Below are 18,581 nucleotides of genomic sequence, written 5' to 3' on the forward strand. Positions count from 1 at the left end.
CGTGCTGTTTGCCTGTGCCGCCACCGATGATTTCTTCCGTTCGCGCATCGATCACATGATCGACCTGCGCCATCCGCTGGCTGTGCTGGCCTCGCGCATGCCCTGGCAGGAGATCGAAGCGCGGGTAGCCCAGGTCTTGTCTCGCAGGGGCCGCGCTGGTGTGGCCATGCCCGATCTGGATCTCTTCGGTGAACAGGTGCAGCGTGCCGCTGTCCCCAGCAACGCAGGACGCCCCCATGTGCAGCTGCGCATCATGATCGCGCTGCTGTACCTCAAACACGCCTTCAACGAGTCCGACGAGGGCGTCGTTGAGCGCTGGGGCGAGACGCCAACGTGGCAGTTCTTCTCGGGCCAGGCGTACTTTGAACATCGCCGCCCCTGCGACGCCACCACCCTGATCAAGTTCCGCCAGCTCCTGGGTGAGGAAGGTGTCGAAGAACTGCTGGCGCAGACCATCAACGTGGCTGTTGCTCTGAAGCTGATCAAACCGCAGGAGTTCGCCCGCGTGATCGTGGACAGCACGGTACAGCACAAGGCCATTGCTCACCCCACCGACAGCCGCTTGCTGGAGACCGCGCGCGCCAAACTGGTGGAGGCGGCCAAGGACGCCGGGGTCGATCTGAAGCAGACCTTTGCCAAGGAGGGCAAGGAGCTGGGCCGCAAGGCTGGGCGCTACGCACATGCCCGCCAGTTCACGCGCATGCGCCGGGCCATCAAGCGCCAGCGCACCATCGTTGGCCGCCTGCAGCGCGAGATTGACCGCAAGGCCAGCGCCATCGGGCAAGCTGTGCGGGAGGCGCTCGCTGAGACGTTGAACAAGGCCCGGCGCATCGTGTTCCAGAGCGGCCAACGCAAAGCGGCGGATGGACAGCCCAAGCTCTACGCCTGGCACGCGCCCTAGGTGGACTGCATCAGCAAGGGCAAGGCGAGAACGCCCTACGAGTTCGGGGTGAAGGTGGGCATTGCCAGCACGCTGCGGGGCAACCTGATCGTGGGCGCGCGTGCATTCCACGGCAACCCGTACGACGGCCACACCTTGGCCGAGCAGCTGGAGCAGGCCACGATCCTGATACAAGACAGCGCAGCCAAACCAGCGACGGCCTTCGTGGATCTGGGCTACCGGGGCGTGGACGCGGATTTGCCCGGTGTGCACATCGTGCATCGGGGCAAGGCCAAGCGGATCAGCGAACAAGAGAGAAAGCTGCTCAAACGGCGCCAGGCCATCGAACCGATCATTGGTCACCTCAAGAGCGACCACCGCATGGAGCGCTGTCACCTCAAGGCTGCAACTGGCGACCGGCTGCACGCGGTGCTGTGCGCGGCGGGCTACAACATCAAATGGCTGCTGCGCATGATCGCAAGGAAGGGAGTGGCCTTCCTGCAGCGGCTTTATTTGCGCCTGTGCCAGATCGCGGGGCTATCGCCGAACTGCTCTCGGATGGCGCGCAAGTCGCTTGTTCACGCGCTCAGCAGCTCTGCCCCTCGTTTGGCCTTGGCGTCAAACTGAATAAATCAGGGCCGACTACTGAGCATTTCCCCATTCAAGCTGGATCAACGAGCACGGTTCGCTTGGGTGCTGCCCGGCCCTACCGCGAAATCAATCTCCAACGCAATTTCGGTGAACGCCAAAGACCGGGGCGCCATGCGCTGGTTGGCCAAACTGGCTTCCATGGGCGCTGAGCTGGTTCAACTCGAACACGGCATGCTTGATGACCCTGTGAGGTTGGGCCTCGCTTTGCGGCATAGGCTGATCGATCTGAGCTTGGCTAGTCCATGCGGACGGATTCGCTGGCGGGATATAGAACCCTCGCTTGATCTGCTTTCTAAACGCCAGTTGACGCTACCCGAGATGCAGCACCTGGCAGACGCGGAGCTTCTCAAGGCACAGCTGATGCGGGCGCTTTCGGGACGTTCGGTGACGCACCCACTGCGCTGGCTGCTCTGGTGTTCGATCTGGTTCAAAGACCTCCAGACACTAAAGGTATCTTACGACGAGTCAGCACCGACCCAGGATGTGCAACCCGCCCCAGCCACCATCCCCACCGCCATCACTCATGGCCCCAATGCATGGCAGGCAACGGTTCTGTCTGAGGCATGCGCGGGAGAGATCAGTATGTCTCGCGCAGCCCAGCAAGCCGGCGTCTCATACAACACGTTCACAGCGTGGGCGAGCGCGCAAGGAACTGAGGCCATCCACCGCCCCAAAAAACTCACCCCCGAAATTCGCGAAACGATCGTCACCCGTCTCCAACTGGGTCACGAAAAAAGCCAGTTGGCCAAAGGGCTAGGGTTGTCGATCGAGACGATCACCCGTGTCCTCCGAACCACCCCAGGTCTGCAAGAACAGTGGCACCAGTCCCGCTTTGACCTCCGACGTGCTGCGGCTCGGTCAGACTGGCTTCGACTTCGCCAAGGTGAAGATGGTCTCACTACCAAAGTGGCCCGAAGAATAGTGCCTGCAACTTACGCTTGGCTATATCGAAACGATCTGCAGTGGCTGGAGGATTCAGGTCAAACAAGCAATGCACCGAGTCGCGGGAACCATGCAAAGCAGAGGCTGAAAAATGCAAAACAGCGGCGGTCAAGGGCAGTCGAGCGACTTCTCGATGTGCGTGAAGGGTCGTTTGGCAACCAGTTTCACAGAACTTGAACCGCGAAACTTGCAGCTATGCTTCTCTCCTGATCTCAGGGTCCGCTTGGCAGCGACAGCCGACTTTGTGATTGGAAAGCTGAGCCCGCAGTCGTTGCCGCATTTCGGTCATCCAGGACCAGGCAATTTAAGGAGTTGAGTGTCAGCTCGTGAGGGTGCTGCAGACGTTGGAGCGCAGTGCGGCGCCTCAACAGCGACAAGCTCGTCTAGCTGCATGATGCGTCAAGCTCCGTCTCGCTCATACGTCCACCACTACTGAGAAGACTTCCAGTCGGCTGGTGGAATTTTCACGGAGGACATGTGGAGCGTGAGAGCATCTGAAGTGCAGACAAGGCACCACCCCGTCCCAGCTCCAGACCTGAAAAAGCCCCCTGAAACAGGAGGCTTCGTTCGACAACGAAAGTTGGGCGCGATTGCCTTGCTCAGCCGCCTTGGTTTTGAAGTTTGGCGCGGGCCAGGCTGCCGTCCATGTGGGCTTTGGCCAACTCGTCCTGGACTTGCGCACGGGTCTTTCCCATCGCAGCAGGGCGATCGGGGTACGCGCTGGGGTTCAGCTGGTAGGCGGTCAGTCCGCGCTCGCTGTCCGTGATGATGTCGCCGACGCGGATGGCTTCGGCGAGTTCGGCCTTCACCTGCGCGCGGGTCTTCATGCTTACGCTGGAGGTTTTGTCGGCGGGGTAGTTGTTGCCACCTGCAGCAAAAGCGGAGCCCGCGCCCAGTGCGGCGAGGGTGAAGAGGGCTGTGGAGAGAATGGATTTTTTCATGAGGGGTCGATCAAAAAGGTTGATGAGAATTGCATGTCGCACACTGGATACGCACGAAACTTCCAAATGGATGCACTAACCAGTCTGTTTTGTTACCAATCAGTACAATTTCGTACGTAGGGTGTCGACCAAACAAAGAAATGCTCCTCCATCCTTTCGCTTTAGTAGAGCGTTCAACCAGCGTGCGTCAGAAATCGATGTCTTCAAACCCAGGCCTTATGTTCAGCAGCAACCTTCAGAGTTGATGAAGGTAGGTCTTCCCAACAAGTCGTGTCCTGCGGCGTCAGTAAGCTCAGTCACATCTCAAAGTCGCGCTGCGGATGCGGCGACCAACCGGGTGCAACGCCCCACACACCTCTGGGTCGCGAGGAAACATTTATCAATTTCGTTCAGCTTCGGTTCACCCACTTCTTTCTAAGCTCCGTCTCACCTCAACCAAGGAGCTTTCCATGAAACGTACTTCCATTCTTTGTCTGACCACATTGCTGGCAGCGGGCGTCCAAGCCCAGACCTTCAACGACACTGCCCGCGTGCGCAATGTCGAACCGCGGTACGAGAACATCTCCGTGCCGCGCAACGAGTGCACCAGCCAGTGGGTGACCGAGCAGCAACCCGTGGCGGCTTCGCGCAACTACGGGGGGTTGGCGGTTGGCGGTGTGGCCGGCGCCTTGCTCGGCAACCAGGTTGGCAAGGGCCGCGGCCGCGATGCCGCCACCGCGCTCGGTGCCGTGGTCGGCGCGCTGGCAGCCGAGCATTTTGCGAACCAGAACAACTGGGGTGGTGGCTACCAGCAGGCATCCCAGCCGCAGCAGCGCCAGGTGCAGAACTGCCGCACTGTCAACGACGTGCAGTCCCGCCTTACGGGCTACCAAGTCGAATACGAGTACCGCGGCCAGGTCTACAACACGGTGACCCGCGAGAACCCAGGCCGCACCTTGCCGATTCGCGTTTCATTCACTCCGGTTGAGAGCGAGTACCAAGGTGGACGCCAATACCAGGGTGGACGCGAATACCAAAGCAGGCGTGATGAACGTGGCGGACGCGAATACCTCGATACTTACAACCGATGAACACATTTGCCAGACTCCTCTGCGCCACCGTGCTGGTGGTGTCCAACCTGGCCTGGGCCGATCTGACCCGCGACGACGCGGCTGCAGTGGCCCAGCGGGCCAGTGGCGGCCGCGTGCTGTCCGTTGAGAAGCTCGAGTCTTTGGGCCAGCCGGTATGGCGCATCAAGGTGGTCACGCCGGCTGGTGAGGTCCGCGTGATCCAGGTGGATGTCGTCACAGGCCAGACCCGCTAAGGCCAGCCTGCTGCAGCTTCAGCCCAATGCGCTTGTTACTGATCGAGGACGATGCCGCGCTGCGGCTCACCTTGGCCCGCCAGCTGGAGGCCGATGGCTACCGGGTCGACCAGGCCAAGGACGGCGAAGAGGGCCTGTTTCTGGCGAGCGAGTACCCGGTCGATCTTGTCATCGTTGACCTGGGGTTGCCCAAGCTGAACGGGCTGACCATCGTGCAGCGCCTGCGGCAGGAGGGAAGCGGTCTCCCCATTCTGATCCTCACCGCGCGCGGCAGCTGGCAAGACAAAGTGGTGGGCCTGGAAGCCGGGGCAGACGATTACCTCGTCAAGCCCTTCGAATATCCGGAGCTGGCAGCGCGACTCAAGGCCTTGCTGCGGCGCTCGCTGGGGTCCTCCACTGGCGTGCTGGCGCTCGGCCCCCTCAACATCGACCCGTCGGCGCAGGCTGTACGGCTCAGCGGCGCGGTGCTGGAGCTCACGGCGTTCGAGTACCGCCTGCTCGAGTACCTTGTGCGCCAGCGCCCGTCCATCGTCACCAGGCAGGCGCTGTCGGACTACCTGTACCCGCACGGGGAGGACCGCGACAGCAACGTGCTCGAAGTGCTGGTGGGTCGCCTGCGGCGCAAGCTCGACCCCGACGGCAGCGTCGGCCCGATCGAGACCGTGCGGGGGCGGGGCTACCGGTTCACCCTCGAATGAAGGCCGGCTACTCCATCCGTACCCGCCTGCTTCTGGGTGCTGCGGTGGTACTGCTGACATTTATGGCCGGCGCGGGGCTGGCGGTGCAGCGTGCGAATGCCGAAAGCGTGCGGGAGGCCTATTTCGGCAGGTTGCAGAGCACCATCTACCTGCTGCTGGCAGCTGCCGAACTTGATGCTGGCGGTTCGCTGGTGATGCCGCCCGAGTTTGCGGAGCCGCGCCTGTCGCTTCCGGGTTCCGGCCTGTACGCGGGTATCTACAACGTGTTGCGCAGGGATCAGTGGCAGTCGGCATCGACCCTGGGCCTGCAGCCACCGTTCCGGCGCAGCCAGCAACCTGGTCAATGGCGCAACGAGACGGTGGATGAGGTCGGCAAGTCTTTCCTGTCGGTCAGCTATGCCGTCACTTGGAAAGCCTCTGCGCGTGAGGCACCGCTGGTGCTCACGGTGCTGGAAGACCGCGCGGCCTTCGACCGCGAAGTCGGTGCCTTCACCCGCACCCTTTGGCTCTGGCTGGGGGGTGCTGCCGTGCTGCTGTTGCTGGCGCAGCTGTGGCTGCTGCGGTGGGGCCTGGCGCCGCTGCGTCACGTGGCCAGCGAGATACGGCGTATCGAAGATGGCGGGCAATCGCGCATCGAGGGCCGCTACCCTACCGAAATCTCCAGCCTCACGGACAACCTGAACAACCTGATTGAGCAGGAGCGCGAGCGCCAGGCACGACATCGCGACGCGCTGAGCTTTCTCGCCCACAGCCTGAAGACTCCGCTTGCTGTTCTGCGCAGCGCCATGGCCGAGCCGGCGCAACTGCCAGCCATCGTAGCCCAGCAGGTGAGCCGCATGGATGACATCGTGCAGCACCAGCTGGGGCGCGCCATCGCCGGGGGCGCCGCGCGTTTTGCGCCGCCACTTCTGGTGGCGCCAATCCTGGAGCGCATTCGCGACGCGCTAGCCAAGGTGTATGCCGAAAGGGCATTGGACTTCAGCGTCGAGTGCCCAGCCGACCTGACCTGGCGCATCGACGAGGGCGACTTGTTCGAGATGCTTGGGAACCTGCTGGACAACGGGGCCAAGTGGGCGCGCACCCAGGTTCTGGTGCGGATATGGCGTGAGCCGATATCCATGTGCATCCGGATCGAGGACGACGGCCCTGGATTCAACGACACCGAGTCAATCCTGCAGCTCCACGTACGGGGGGACGAGCGTATCCCCGGGCACGGAGTCGGGCTGGCAGTGGTGAGCGACCTGGTGGCCAGCCATCTGGGGGAGCTGAAGCTTTCTAGTAGCCCATTGGGCGGCGGGCGCGTTGACATCGTATTGCCGGTGCCCTGAGGTGCATGCTGCTCAAGGCACGGTAAACATGGACTGCTAGAGATAGCGGAGCGCCGGCCCGTCAGGTGGACCAAGGCCCTGGGTCAAATCTGGGCGCATTGCGTTTTGGGCCAAGCGAGCGCTAGCCTGCTGCCCTAATGTTCAACCGCCGTGTCTCGTGGCATCCTGCTGGTCTGAGTCACGCATCGATCGCGGTATGACCGTCGAGATGAACTGTCGAGGGCTCAAGCCGGCAGTCCGGTCGCACCAATTTTGGCCTTAGCCCGGGCTGCCGTGTGGCACAAGAGCCTTGTCAGCCTTTGATTTCTCGACTGCGCCAAAGCATCTACTTTGGCGCCCTACGAAAAATCACCGCAGTGCTTGTTCTGCCGTCGCAGCAGTGAGGTTGATCTGCGAAAACACGAGTGTGAACTCCGCTCCCTCGCCAGGAGAACCCTTGGCGCCAACAGCGCCGCCGTGACGCTCAACGATCCGGCGCACATTCGCCAAGCCCATCCCTTCGCCAATGAACTCGTCATTGGAATGCAAGCGCCGGAATGGTTTGAACAGTTGGTCAGCCAGCCTCGAATCAAAGCCAGCTCCGTTGTCCGTGAAACGGATCTCGGTTGCGCCAAAGTCAGAAGCTCCGACCTGAACAGCGATGTGAGCGACCTCTTTTCCCGCTGTGTATTTGATGGCGTTGCTGAGCAAGTTAACGAAGGCCTGGAGCAGCAAGCCCTTTTGGCCCAATATGCAAGGCAGCGGACCGGTGTCCCAAACGATGTTGCGGCCCTGCGTGAGGGAGCTAACGGCAGTCAGTGCGTCCCGCAGCACTGTATCGAGCTCGACAGGCACCAACTCCATGGGCTGAACGCCCAGGCGAGCGAAATCCAGCATGTCTTTCACCATGCGAAGCGCCAGATCTCCCGACTCGACGCCCAGTCCTAGCAACTTCGGATCGGGCAACGCTTGGTTGATCGCGTCTTCCCGGGCCATTTCCAGGATCCCGCGCATGTTGACAAGGGGTCCACGCAGGTCGTGCGAAATTCGAGCAGCGAAGGCATCCAGCTCACCGTTCACCGCCACAAGCTGTTCAAACTGCCTCTGAACCTCAGCTTCCAAGCGGCGATTGCTCGCGCGCAATCGCTGCACTTCCAGTGCTCGTTCGATCACCGGGAGAAGCGTGCTGGCGCGAAAGGGTTTTTGTATGCAGTCGATGGCGCCGTTTCGCATGGCCTCCACCACCGAGGGAACGCTTGCATTTCCTGTCATCAGCACCACAACCAAGTCAGGGGCTACGTTTTGGAGAAGACGGGTGAGTTCTATGCCGTCCATCTCCGGCATTTGAAGGTCTGTCAGGACGAGATGGAAGGTGGTGGATGATGCCCGTTGCAACGCGACTGCCGGGCTGTCGCAGGCCTCGACCTCGTATCCCTCATCACTCAACGTATCCAGCAATGCATCGCGCTGCGCAGGATCGTCGTCGACGACCAGCAGCCTGGCGCCTGATGGGGTCAACGGTGCGTTCCTGGAGAGCATGACGAAGCTTCGGCCTCGGGTAATGAGTTGGCTACAGATTAAAACGCGACAAGGAACAAGGTGACGCGATGAAACGTTATCACCCAAATGCGATTAGGCGCAAAAAGGGCGTCGTGTTTTTCCGTCTTAGCGTGAACTGTGCCCACCTCTCTCTACAAACAGTCGTCGCTCGCACGATGTTGGTGATGAAATCAAGCAGTTCAGGCCTCGAACAATCCGAAACTTTGATTCGTTCGTCTGACGGTAGATGCAAACTCGACACCCATAGTCCGTGGACAAACCACACCCAGACACCAACATGCCTATTCGCTCAACTTCAATGGAGAAACCCGGGATTCGCAGCTTAGTCGCGGCGCTGCTGATGATAGCAGCGCTGCCTGGCATGGTGATGGTCATCTATGGCTACATGGGCGTTCAAGACGACGCGGTTGCCCGAGCGCGCGAGGAAGTCCGATCGGCGGCCGAGATGGCGGCAGCTACCGAGGAGCAGATGGTCGAAGGTGTGAGACAGACGCTGGCCACCGTTGCAAGCGGTCCCTCGGTCAGGCGCAACGACCTCCTCGATCTGTGCAACGAATACGTGACCAACATTTCTCGGACTTTTCCGAACTATGGGTCGATCAGCGTCTTTACCCTGCAAGGGCGCCCGAGATGCCTGAGTGATGCCAGTACCACAGCGGTCGCGGTGAGCGAGCGCTCCGCCTTTGAGCGTGCTGTTGCAAGTCAGCAGTTCGCCATGGACGACTACTCCATGGATGCGTCTACGGGTGGTGATGAGATCGGATTTGCCTTACCCGTCTACGACTATTCGGAAACGATGACAGGTGTGGCCTACGCAACATTGGATCTTGCGCTCCTCTCTGCTCGGCTGGATTCGCTCTCGGTGTCCAACCCGGTCACCGTCATGATTGCCGACAGTAAAGGTACCGTTCTCGCCACCAACCAGCGGGGCGTGCAAGCCATTGGTGCTGCCATTTCGAACCCAGCACTGTTGCAGCGCATCACGAGATCAGCGCCAGTAGGCCGAGTGATTCCAGCCGACATCAAGGCAGACTGGTTGCACGAAGTGGTGCGGGTTGGAGAGGTGAACTCCCAGCCCATTTATGCCATTGCCAGTGCCAAGCGCAGTGACATCCTTGCCGGGCCCCTTGAACGCCTGAGGCATCAACTGATCATCCTCGCGCTGAGCTTCGCGGTTGGTATCTTTTTGGCCCTGCGACTGGCTGAACGGCAGTTCATCAAGCCGATCGGTAGGTTGCTCATGCGGATGGAAGCCGCAGCGAAGCAGAAAGCCACGCCACCTTCTGGCGACCTAGGTGCAGATGCGCCCAGCCGTGAGTTCTCTGGTTTGGAGAAGACTTTCACGAACATGCTGCAGGAGTTGAACAAAAAGGATGCCCAGCTGAACAAAGCGCAGGAAATCACCCGCGTCGGGTTCTTCCAGTTCGACCTTGAGAAGCAGGTCTACACAGCGTCCGCTTCGGTCCGCGACATCTTGGGACTTAGAAAAGAGAACGTTGAGTCACCGACTGAGGGGTCATTAACTCCTGCACAGTATCAGTCGATGATCCACCCAGAAGACAGAGAAAGAGTTCGTCATCACAGGATGATGTTGTATCAAGGCAAAAAACCTGAGCACATCCAATACCGCATCATTCGTCCCGATGGAAAAACCCGTTGGCTCGATGCCTTCGGCTTTGTAGAACACGACTCGCGGGGAAAGCCGATCCTCTACGCTGGTGCCTTGCAAGATGTGTCAGAGCAATACCGCCTGCGCAGGCTCTACCAGGTCCAGAGCAAAATCAATGAAGCGATTCTGTCGGCTCGCACGATCCAAGACTTGTTCGAGAGGGTTTGCGGCATCTGTGTGACCCACGCTGAAATGCGGATGGCGTGTATTGCTGCGGTTGACCCGCAGAAGAATGCCCTCAAGGTGGAAGCGAGCGTGGGACACGATGAGGGCTATACGGACATTCTGCGCACTGAGTCTCTTGATGTGGGGACACTCGACCTACCAATTTCGACCGCTTTGCGCACAGCCAAATTGGCAGTGTCCAACAATCTCGCCACAACGCTGAAAGCATTCCCTTGGGCACCTGAGGCTGCTCGGCGCGGGTACCGTTCTGTCGCAGCAGTGCCGTTCCTGGCCGCAGGACAAGGTCTCAAGGCCTTGGTTCTCATGGCATCCGAGACCGAGTACTTCCAGGCGGCTGAATGTCGTCAGCTCGAAGCCATCGGGGAGAGTCTCGCGGCTGCGATGAACCACCTGAACGAAGAGGCACGCAGGCGCGAGCGAGAAGAGCGTCTGAAGCTGCTGGAGACCTGCATCGCCAGGCTTAACGACATTGTCCTGATCACCGAAGCGGAGCCTTTTGGCGAACCTGGCCCCAGGATCCTGTTCGTCAATGACGCTTACGAGCGGCTGACGGGCTACGCCAAGGATGAAGTGATCGGGAAGACTCCGCGCATCTTGCAAGGGCCCAAAACTGACCGCCAAGTGCTGGACCGCATTCGTCATCATCTCGAACGTTGGGAGCCTGTGCGCGAGGAGATCATCAATTACACCAAGGATGGTCAGGAGATCTGGCTGGAGTTGAACATCGTCCCGGTGTCCGATGAAACCGGTCGGTACACCCACTGGGTGGCCGTTGAGCGCGACATCACGCAGCGCATCGAGCTGGAGCAGCAGAGAGCGCAGGCACTCATCGAGCTCAAGACCGCGCAAGACCGGCTGCTGCGAGCGCAGACGTTGTCCCGGACGGGTCATTGGGAGCGCTTTGCAAATGGCGCACCTGCCATTTGGTCTGCCAGTCTTTTTGAAATGACTGGCAACGACCCAGAGAGGGGCGTACCAAGTCTTGAGGCCTGCATGTCGAAAGTGCATCCGGATGACTTTGAAACTTACCAAGCCATCATGAACGATGGTTTCACCCAGGGGAAGATGCAGCGTTGGACCTATCGGTGCGTTTTTCCGAATGGTCGTGTGAGCTGGCTGGAGGAGACCATTGACGAGCCCAATCGGGATGAATCAGGGGCAGTCGTGTCGATCAGTGGCACCGTGCAAGATGTGACTGAGCGCCTTGAGGGTGAGCAAAAGCTCAAAATGCAGCTCGCACGCACGGTGCTGCTCAACAAGATCGCACGTGCCACCGACGAACGGCTTAAGCTGGGCCGGATCTTCGAGGTGGTGTGCGAGAACCTGGAAGCTGAGTTCGCCGTGGGGATGAGCGCTGCCCTGATTTTCGACAACGATGCAGACGCGTTCGAGGTGGTACGAATGGGATCTCGTGGAGCCCAACTATGCGAGTCTTGCGGTTTGAACGAGGGGGTTTTGCTGTCGGTTGGAAGCGATGCGTTGGACCGATCGCATGTTGGTGAGTTTGTGTATGAACCTGACACCCGGGGGATGCCGTGTGACTTTCCCAAGAAGCTCGCGCAGGCCGGGCTCGGCTCTGTCGTCTTTGCGCCGATGCGTGCGCAGGGGCGAGTTTTCGGCGTTTTGGTGGCGGCCAGGTCTCTGCCGAATGCATTCAACAGCGAGGAATGCGACTTCTTGCTGAAAATCGCAGAGCATGTTGCATTGGCAGCGAGCCACGCACGTCTGTACCAGGACCTTCAGCTCGCGTACGAAGAGTTGCAGGACGCGCAGGAGGTATCCCTGCAGCAGGAGCGCCTGCGCGTACTCGGCCAGATGGCCAGTGGCATTGCCCACGACATCAACAACGCCATCACACCCATGGCGCTTTACACCGAGTCCTTGTTGAACAAAGAAACAGGTCTGAGCGAGCGTGGCAGAAGACAACTCTCTACTATCCAGCTTGCCGTGGATGACGTGGCTGAGACGGTAGCGCGCATGCGGGAGTTCTATCGGCCGGCGGACGGATTCACGAAGCGAAACAATGTGGACCTCAACCGCCTTGTCACACAGGTTGTGGAACTCACCCGCGCACGGTGGCGAGACATCCCTCAGCAGACGGGGGTGTCTATTGATCTGGCGCTCAACCTCTCTCCTTCCTTGCCGCAGGTCTGCGTCATAGAAGCGGAGGTCAGAGATGCCTTGACCAACCTGGTGCTCAACGCGGTGGACGCAATGCCCGAAGGGGGAGAGCTGAGCGTGACGACATCGCAAACAGTCGATGGAAGCGATCAGCCGTGCGTCCTTCTGGAGATCTCCGACACTGGCATCGGCATGGACGAGCAGACGCGTCTGCGGTGCATGGAGCCCTTCTTCACCACCAAAGGCGAACGAGGCTCTGGGCTTGGGCTGGCCATGGTGTACGGCACCCTGCAGCGCCATGAGGCTGAAATATCGCTCACGAGCGAGCCCGGGGAAGGCACGACGTTTGGCATCCGTTTCCTCGCACAGGCGCCATCGGTAACGGGGGGAGGCGATCAGGCAATAGAGGGACCTACAGGACAGCGCAAGAGCCTGAAGATATTGTTGATTGATGATGAGGTGACGCTTCTCAGCGCCTTGAGCGAGATGCTCGAAGGCGAAGGCCATCTGGTGACCTCCGCCGGCGGCGGCCAAGAGGGATTGAGTTTGTTCAAGGCGAGTTTGGAAGCGGGTGGGTACGACGTGGTCATCACAGATCTCGGCATGCCCCGGGTTGATGGGAATGCGGTGGCCACGGGGGTGAAGGGCATGTCGCCCAACACACCCGTGATCATGTTGACTGGCTGGGGGCAACGCATGCTGGAAGACGGCGTCTTGCCTGCCGGCGTTGACCACTTGCTTGGCAAGCCTGCGCGCATGGCTTCATTGCGTGACGCTCTGGGAAGTTGCATGACGGGTGGATCCCAGAAAGGCATGGGTTGAACCACCAACTGCCTTGTTGATCAGACTCGAACAATGGTCATCAATCCCAGTCCAACGTGGGCTGTGGCTGCTCACATTTGAAGGTGTTTTTTTACTGCAAAACCATGAAATTTCCAGTCCCTGAGAACGAAGAAAAAAGAGTTCAGACGCTGCACGATCTACAGGTGCTGGATTCCCTGCCTAGCCCGGTGTTTGACAGCATCACCGAGCTGGCCGCGAGCATCTGCGGGACAGAGATTGCCTTGATTTCTCTGGTGGACGCAGACCGGCAATGGTTCAAGTCCCGCCGGGGATTTGAGCCGAGCGAGACAGGCCGTGACGAGGCCTTTTGTTCGCACACCATCATGGACACAAAGTCTGTGTTGGTAGTCAATGACGCAGCCCGGGACCCGCGCTTCGCCCAACTTCCCTTGGTGAGCAGCGGAAGCGTGCGCTTTTACGCGGGCGCACCCATCACCACCGCCAGCGGTCAAGCTCTAGGCGCTGTGTGTGTGCTGGGCCAAGAGAAGATGTTCTTGTCTGAGGTCCAGACGCGCCAATTGCAGCATCTTGCAAAACTCACGATGGACCTGATCGAACACGAGGCGCTGCGCAGGCGCGAGGCGCGCAGGATCCTGGACTTGGTTCGCAAGAACGAGCGGATCATCCGAAACGTGCTGGATGAGGGTCGAGAAATGGCCGCATTCATCGACACGCAGCACCGCTACCTCTATGTCAACCCAGCTTTTGAACGGTATTGGATTCAGTCGCAGGAGGCTCTTTTGGGCACTTCTGTGCAGGATCTGGTGGGGGAAAGGCTGTACCGCGAGGTGTGCCAAGTCGGTATCAACCAGGCACTCAGCGGTCACGAGTCGATACTGACTTTTGAGTTGAGATTTCCGGGCACAGGCCTGCGCCGCATGGAGTTGCACCACATACCTGCCCTCAACGATGAGGGGCGCGTGCATGGGGTGGTTGAGCGACATCGCGATGTGACGGAACTTGCCAAGCAGGCCGATTTGCTGCGCGGCCATGCCGCTGAACTGGAGGTCCGGCGGGTCGCGCAGGACCGCTACCTCCACGCCATCTCGCACGAGCTGAAGCAACCGGTGAATGCGATCAACAATGCCACGCCTGTGCTGGTGGCCAAGTTGAATGGCACGCTACCTGAGTTGGAGCGGAAATGCCTGACCTACATCGAGCGCGGTGGCCGCCGCCTAGCCCGCTTGCTGGAGGACATGCGCCTATTCGGAGAACTGGACGGTCGCACACTGGCGGTGGCTCCTCACAATGTCCGCGCATTGCTGGAAGAGAGTTTGATGCATCTGCGTGATGATGTGGAGCAGCGTCGGGCGACGGTGGATCTTCAGGTCGATGGTGATCTGTCGGTGGATGCGCCGGTGTTTGAGCTGGCCGTTCGCTGCCTACTTGAATACTCCTTGTGGTCCTCAGCCAAAACGCCCGCGCATATCGTCGTGCGGCTGGTGAAGGAAACAGGCGAATCACGGCTGGAGGTCATCGACGTCAGCGCAGCGAACCCTCTTCCAGTTATCAGGTCTGGACGTGTAGATCAACAACCCATCGCCCTGCCTGCATCCACGCTGTCGGTCGCGCGGCAGGTCGCAGTTCTGCACGGGGGCGCGCTGCTGGATGAGCCCACTGAAGAGGGATGGCGCTGCCTGGCGTTGGTCGTACCGCGGGAGGTCACCCATGCGGTTTGAACGCGTTGTCTTGATTGACGACAACGAAACTGACAACTTCTTCCACCGTCTTGCACTTGCGAAGGCTGGATTCAAGGGTGAGGTGCAAGCGTTCGAGCGCCCCGAGGAGGGCCTTGCTTTCTTGTTGAAGGACCAGATTCAAGTGCCCACCTGCGTGTTTCTGGACATCAACATGCCGGCACTCACCGGGTTTGATGTTGCTCAAGCACTCACGGATGGATTGCACCCGCTGACGGAGTTCAGATTGTTCATGCTGACGTCTTCTAACTGGACTGATGATCGCCGTCGAGCAGAGGCAATCCCGTTGATTCAGGGGTTCATGGTCAAACCCTTGACCGCGGCAAACGCGGCTGAATTGTTTGCTGCGTGATGAGAAAAGATGAGGGCTCAGACCGTGAACGTGTTAACGAGGGCGATTGCTTGAGCCGTTTTTGATAGAAATGCGGCTTGCCTGTGCCAAGTGGGGAGATTGCTGACTCATGATCGAAAGAAAGGAATTACTCCCATATCGGAATCGAGTCTCAAAAAATTAGGCAAACAAGTAGGCCAGGGGAACCAACTCTGAACCGGGCCGGTCCAAAGCCGTGGAACCGACTGCGCCCGAGCAACTACTTTTGCACCATTCGTATAGTGCCAATTATCGGAGCCACAGCGGTCGGACAAGAATTGGGTCGCCGAATGCTCGATGATTAACGACACCTTCTTTCGTGTCCTGGGCCTCGGACGACTCAGTCCAGTCTTGAGCCGTCATGGGAAGTTCGCTATGCGCGTTGCAACTGTTGCTGTGGGTGGTGTGTAGGCCTGGACTCACAGAGCCGGCCTCCTCGCAGTCATCCACCTGAACTTGTGGTTTTGTTGCCAACGTGCGGTGTCGAGGGTGGTGCGGGCGTTCGCGGCGACTGTCCTCGATGTCGTCGCGAATCGCGGTGGGATGCGGCAAGAGGTCTCGAATCGCAGGATCCGTAGGTTTACGGCCTCCATGCCGTCTCAAGTTGCGGTCGAGTCTGCCGAGATGCATATGAAGCAGATTGCTCTGCTTGACCGGCCCATATTGGCCTTGAATTTCTTACCCATCCACAAGGACGTACGAAGTGACCACGACCCAGCAACCCACCACCATGAACACCGTCTCCTTCGGCAAGACCGATGTCGAGAACGTTCTTTCCAAAATGAACGACGCGCAGTTCAACAAGCTGGCATTTGGCGCTGTAGAGCTCGACGCCGGGGGCAGCATCATCAAGTACAACGCGGTCGAAGGCGCCATAACGGGCCGAGACCCAAAGGCTGTGATCGGCAAGAATTTTTTCACTGACGTGGCCCCTTGCACTAATCGGCCTGAGTTCAAGGGCGTCTTCGACGCTGGTGTTCGCAACAAGGACCTGAATACGATGTTCGAGTACATCTTCGACAACCAGATGAAGCCTACAAAGGTCAAGATTCACATGAAACGAGCGATCTCCGGCGACACCTACTGGATCTTCGTCAAGCGAGTCTGAAAATGTTGGATGCGAAGTCCGTTGAGAAGGCGCCCGCCTGGCACCACAGGCCAGGCGTTTTGGCACGCTTCATCACCGACCTGATCGCTGACGAAATGAGCCATCTGCGGCCGGGTGGAGCACCCCTCCCACCCCAACCGTGGCCACTGGACCTGGCCATGAACGAACAGGGCCTGGGCCTGGATTCGCTGGAGTTGCTCAGCGTGGCTTCAGCGCTCAACGAGGCTTTGCACCTGCACGAAAGCGGAATTGAAGACCTGCTGCTGGCGCGTCACTTGTTCGGAGAATGGATTGAGATCGCTGCGGATGGCCTCGCCGCTTTCGACGCAGAACTCACCTTTCGCACTTCGGGCAGCAGTGGCAGCGCCAAGTCCTGTGTCCATGCGCTGGCCAACTTGCAGCAGGAGGTCGATCACCTGGCAACTTTGACAGCCGGGGCTCAGCGCGTCCTCACAGCCGTGCCTGCGCACCACATCTACGGTTTTTTGTTCACGGTTCTGTTGCCAGAGCGTCTGGGGTGCGAAGCCGTGGTCGACGTCCGTCGCCACACTCCTCAGGCACTGGCCCAGCTGCTCCGTCAGGGTGACTTGCTGATCAGCCATCCCGCCCATTGGGCGCTGATGGCGCGCCATGCTGGTCAGTTCCCCCCCGGCGTGCACGGCATCACATCAACTGCGCCGTGCCCCGACGCGGTGGCACGGAACCTGGCCGTGATCGGACTGGATCGCCTGACCCAGATTTATGGCAGTTCGGAGACCGCTGGGATCGGCACACGGAATGCCCCTAACGACCCCTACCAGCTGATGCCTTTCTGGTCGCGCGACACCGGCGATAGCGCGCTCCTACTGCGCACGACTCCCGAGGGGACGGTCTTTCCGCATGCGATCCAGGATCGTCTTGAATGGCCTTCTGCGAGCAAATTCCAGGTCCGTGGCCGCCTTGACGAAGCCGTTCAGGTGGGAGGCACCAATGTGTTCCCAGCACACATCCGGGAGGTGCTTCTCGGTCACCCTCAGGTGGCGGATGCGGCCGTTCGGCTCATGGAGCCTGAGGAAGGCACCCGACTGAAGGCATTCATCGTCCCCGTGCTCGGAGCCGACCGGGACAAGCTGCTGGCAGAACTCTGGACCTGGACTGAGGCTCGCCTTGGAGCTACTTCTCGGCCCAAGGCCTTCACACTGGGCGATAGCGTCCCGCGCAACGCAATGGGTAAGCTGGCGGCCTGGCAGCTTGGTGTTCAGGGCGCAGAGCTCGTCCAGTGAGGCATTGACCCGGAATGACCGAGATCGGCGGCAAAGGTGTCCTTCGAGCGCGGGCCGTTGAAGGCACGGTGATGGACTCTGCGGGCATTCGGGATGTTGGGGCATGGATGACTCAGCTCAGTCTTAACCCGCCATGTAGAAATATGGCTCTTTGGGTGCCGTTTGGATTCTTCGAGGAAGGACTGCTTCCTTGACATTCAAGCTTTGGCAGTGTTCTTCGATTCAAGCCGCTGTCCAAGAGCTTGTGAAAGGGCGGTCGCCTCAACCGTCAACATGGCCGCAAAAGTCTGGACGCGCTGACCATCTACGCGAACTCCTGGTCCAAATACAGCCAGAGAGCCCGCGACTTTGCCATCGCCCATGAAGAAGGGCACGGCAACGGCGACTGCTCCTTTGATCAGTTCGTCGCGACTGATTTCATACCCTTGCTCCCGAATCCTTTTCAGACGATCGAGGTACTCCAATACATCTGTTGGCTTTGCGTTGTCGCGATTGATGTAGGTTTCTGGTGAGGGGACATGAGCAAGGATCACGCGACCGCTGGCGCCCAACGTAACGTCCTCGCGGTACCCCACGCCGCGTTTGAAGCTCAAGGGTTGTCCGCTGGCGAGTTCGGCAACACAGATTCGACTGTTGCCCTGATGGACCAGAAGAGAGACGGTCTCTCCTGTCTGATCCCAGAGTCTGCGCATCATCGGCTGGGCAATCGTTGCGATGTCCAGACTGGCGCTCCAAACGTGAGCCAAGTGAGCCACTGATGGGCCGAGTTCGAACCTCTGCGGATCTCCAGATGACACGATGAATCCGCTGTTCTCCAGCGTGTGCAGGAGTCGGTAGAGCGTGGGGCGGCTGAGACCCACGCGTTTGGTGAGTTCCCCGGCAGTGAGTCGATGGTCGTCTGCGGTAAAGGCCATCAAGATCTGTAGTGCCCTGTCCACTGCTCGGACACCTTCACCCGGTTTTTCTGGTGGTTCCACTTCCGTTCGCCCGTTCATTGCTGTTGGGGGATGTTACGCGTCCGCCTGTCCGCCTGTCGGACTGAT

The 18,581-nt window shown here is 59.6% G+C and carries 13 protein-coding genes and 1 pseudogene; 11 read left to right on the forward strand and 3 right to left on the reverse strand.

Going from position 1 to position 18,581, the window contains the following annotated elements; translation table 11 throughout:
- Positions 1 to 4: 4 nt before the first annotated feature.
- A pseudogene (locus tag BSY239_RS16430) lies at positions 5 to 1,507 on the forward strand (IS5 family transposase).
- Between the two features lie 111 nt (positions 1,508 to 1,618).
- Positions 1,619 to 2,650 carry a TnsD family Tn7-like transposition protein gene (locus BSY239_RS22180; protein WP_083240026.1) on the forward strand — a complete coding sequence of 344 codons (1,032 nt, stop codon included), beginning with the start codon at positions 1,619 to 1,621 and terminating at the stop codon, positions 2,648 to 2,650.
- 422 nt (positions 2,651 to 3,072) lie between these two features.
- Here the strand turns inward: BSY239_RS22180 and BSY239_RS16435 are convergent, their stop codons facing one another.
- Entirely contained in the window at positions 3,073 to 3,414 is a 342-nt protein-coding gene (locus BSY239_RS16435; protein WP_069047736.1) for a DUF4148 domain-containing protein, read from the reverse strand.
- A gap of 449 nt (positions 3,415 to 3,863) precedes the next feature.
- Between BSY239_RS16435 and BSY239_RS16440 the strand changes: the two genes are divergently transcribed.
- Genes BSY239_RS16440 through BSY239_RS16455 form a run of 4 tightly spaced genes read left to right on the forward strand, consistent with a single transcriptional unit; the run spans position 3,864 to position 6,743 of the window.
- Positions 3,864 to 4,484, forward strand: coding sequence for a glycine zipper 2TM domain-containing protein (locus tag BSY239_RS16440; RefSeq protein WP_069047737.1), 621 nt, complete (start codon positions 3,864 to 3,866; stop codon positions 4,482 to 4,484).
- The gene (locus BSY239_RS16445; protein ID WP_069047738.1) at positions 4,481 to 4,717 is read left to right on the forward strand and encodes a PepSY domain-containing protein; all 237 of its coding nucleotides are present in this window, start codon (positions 4,481 to 4,483) and stop codon (positions 4,715 to 4,717) included. Before BSY239_RS16440 ends, BSY239_RS16445 begins: the two co-directional genes overlap by 4 nt.
- Before the next feature lie 26 nt (positions 4,718 to 4,743).
- Positions 4,744 to 5,415: a response regulator transcription factor gene (locus tag BSY239_RS16450; RefSeq protein ID WP_069047739.1), complete on the forward strand. Its 672-nt coding sequence runs from the start codon at positions 4,744 to 4,746 to the stop codon at positions 5,413 to 5,415.
- A complete protein-coding gene (locus BSY239_RS16455) occupies positions 5,412 to 6,743 on the forward strand; it encodes an ATP-binding protein (protein ID WP_069047740.1) in 1,332 nt (443 codons plus the stop codon). Before BSY239_RS16450 ends, BSY239_RS16455 begins: the two co-directional genes overlap by 4 nt.
- Before the next feature lie 348 nt (positions 6,744 to 7,091).
- Here BSY239_RS16455 and BSY239_RS16460 read toward each other — a convergent pair whose 3' ends face one another.
- The gene (locus tag BSY239_RS16460) at positions 7,092 to 8,240 is read right to left on the reverse strand and encodes a sensor histidine kinase (RefSeq protein ID WP_172823119.1); all 1,149 of its coding nucleotides are present in this window, start codon (positions 8,238 to 8,240) and stop codon (positions 7,092 to 7,094) included.
- 319 nt (positions 8,241 to 8,559) lie between these two features.
- On the opposite strand from BSY239_RS16460, the gene BSY239_RS16465 reads away from it, so the two are divergent.
- The 5 genes from BSY239_RS16465 to pcl all read left to right on the forward strand — a co-directional run bounded on the left by BSY239_RS16465 (position 8,560) and on the right by pcl (position 17,538).
- The gene (locus tag BSY239_RS16465) at positions 8,560 to 13,080 is read left to right on the forward strand and encodes a PAS domain S-box protein (protein ID WP_083240027.1); all 4,521 of its coding nucleotides are present in this window, start codon (positions 8,560 to 8,562) and stop codon (positions 13,078 to 13,080) included.
- 104 nt (positions 13,081 to 13,184) lie between these two features.
- A complete protein-coding gene (locus BSY239_RS16470; RefSeq protein WP_069047743.1) occupies positions 13,185 to 14,780 on the forward strand; it encodes a PAS domain-containing protein in 1,596 nt (531 codons plus the stop codon).
- Positions 14,770 to 15,150 (forward strand): response regulator, encoded by a 381-nt coding sequence (locus BSY239_RS16475; protein ID WP_069047744.1) that lies wholly within the window; start codon positions 14,770 to 14,772, stop codon positions 15,148 to 15,150. Before BSY239_RS16470 ends, BSY239_RS16475 begins: the two co-directional genes overlap by 11 nt.
- 748 nt (positions 15,151 to 15,898) lie before the next feature.
- Positions 15,899 to 16,276 (forward strand): photoactive yellow protein, encoded by a 378-nt coding sequence (gene pyp / locus BSY239_RS16480; RefSeq protein WP_069049047.1) that lies wholly within the window; start codon positions 15,899 to 15,901, stop codon positions 16,274 to 16,276.
- 2 nt (positions 16,277 to 16,278) lie between these two features.
- Entirely contained in the window at positions 16,279 to 17,538 is a 1,260-nt protein-coding gene (gene pcl / locus BSY239_RS16485) for a 4-coumarate--CoA ligase (RefSeq protein WP_069047745.1), read from the forward strand.
- 197 nt (positions 17,539 to 17,735) lie between these two features.
- Here pcl and BSY239_RS16490 read toward each other — a convergent pair whose 3' ends face one another.
- A complete protein-coding gene (locus tag BSY239_RS16490) occupies positions 17,736 to 18,533 on the reverse strand; it encodes an IclR family transcriptional regulator (protein WP_069047746.1) in 798 nt (265 codons plus the stop codon).
- Between the last annotated feature and the right edge of the window lie 48 nt (positions 18,534 to 18,581).

It is taken from the genome of Hydrogenophaga sp. RAC07 (genome assembly GCF_001713375.1).
Taxonomy (GTDB): Bacteria; Pseudomonadota; Gammaproteobacteria; order Burkholderiales; family Burkholderiaceae_C; genus Hydrogenophaga.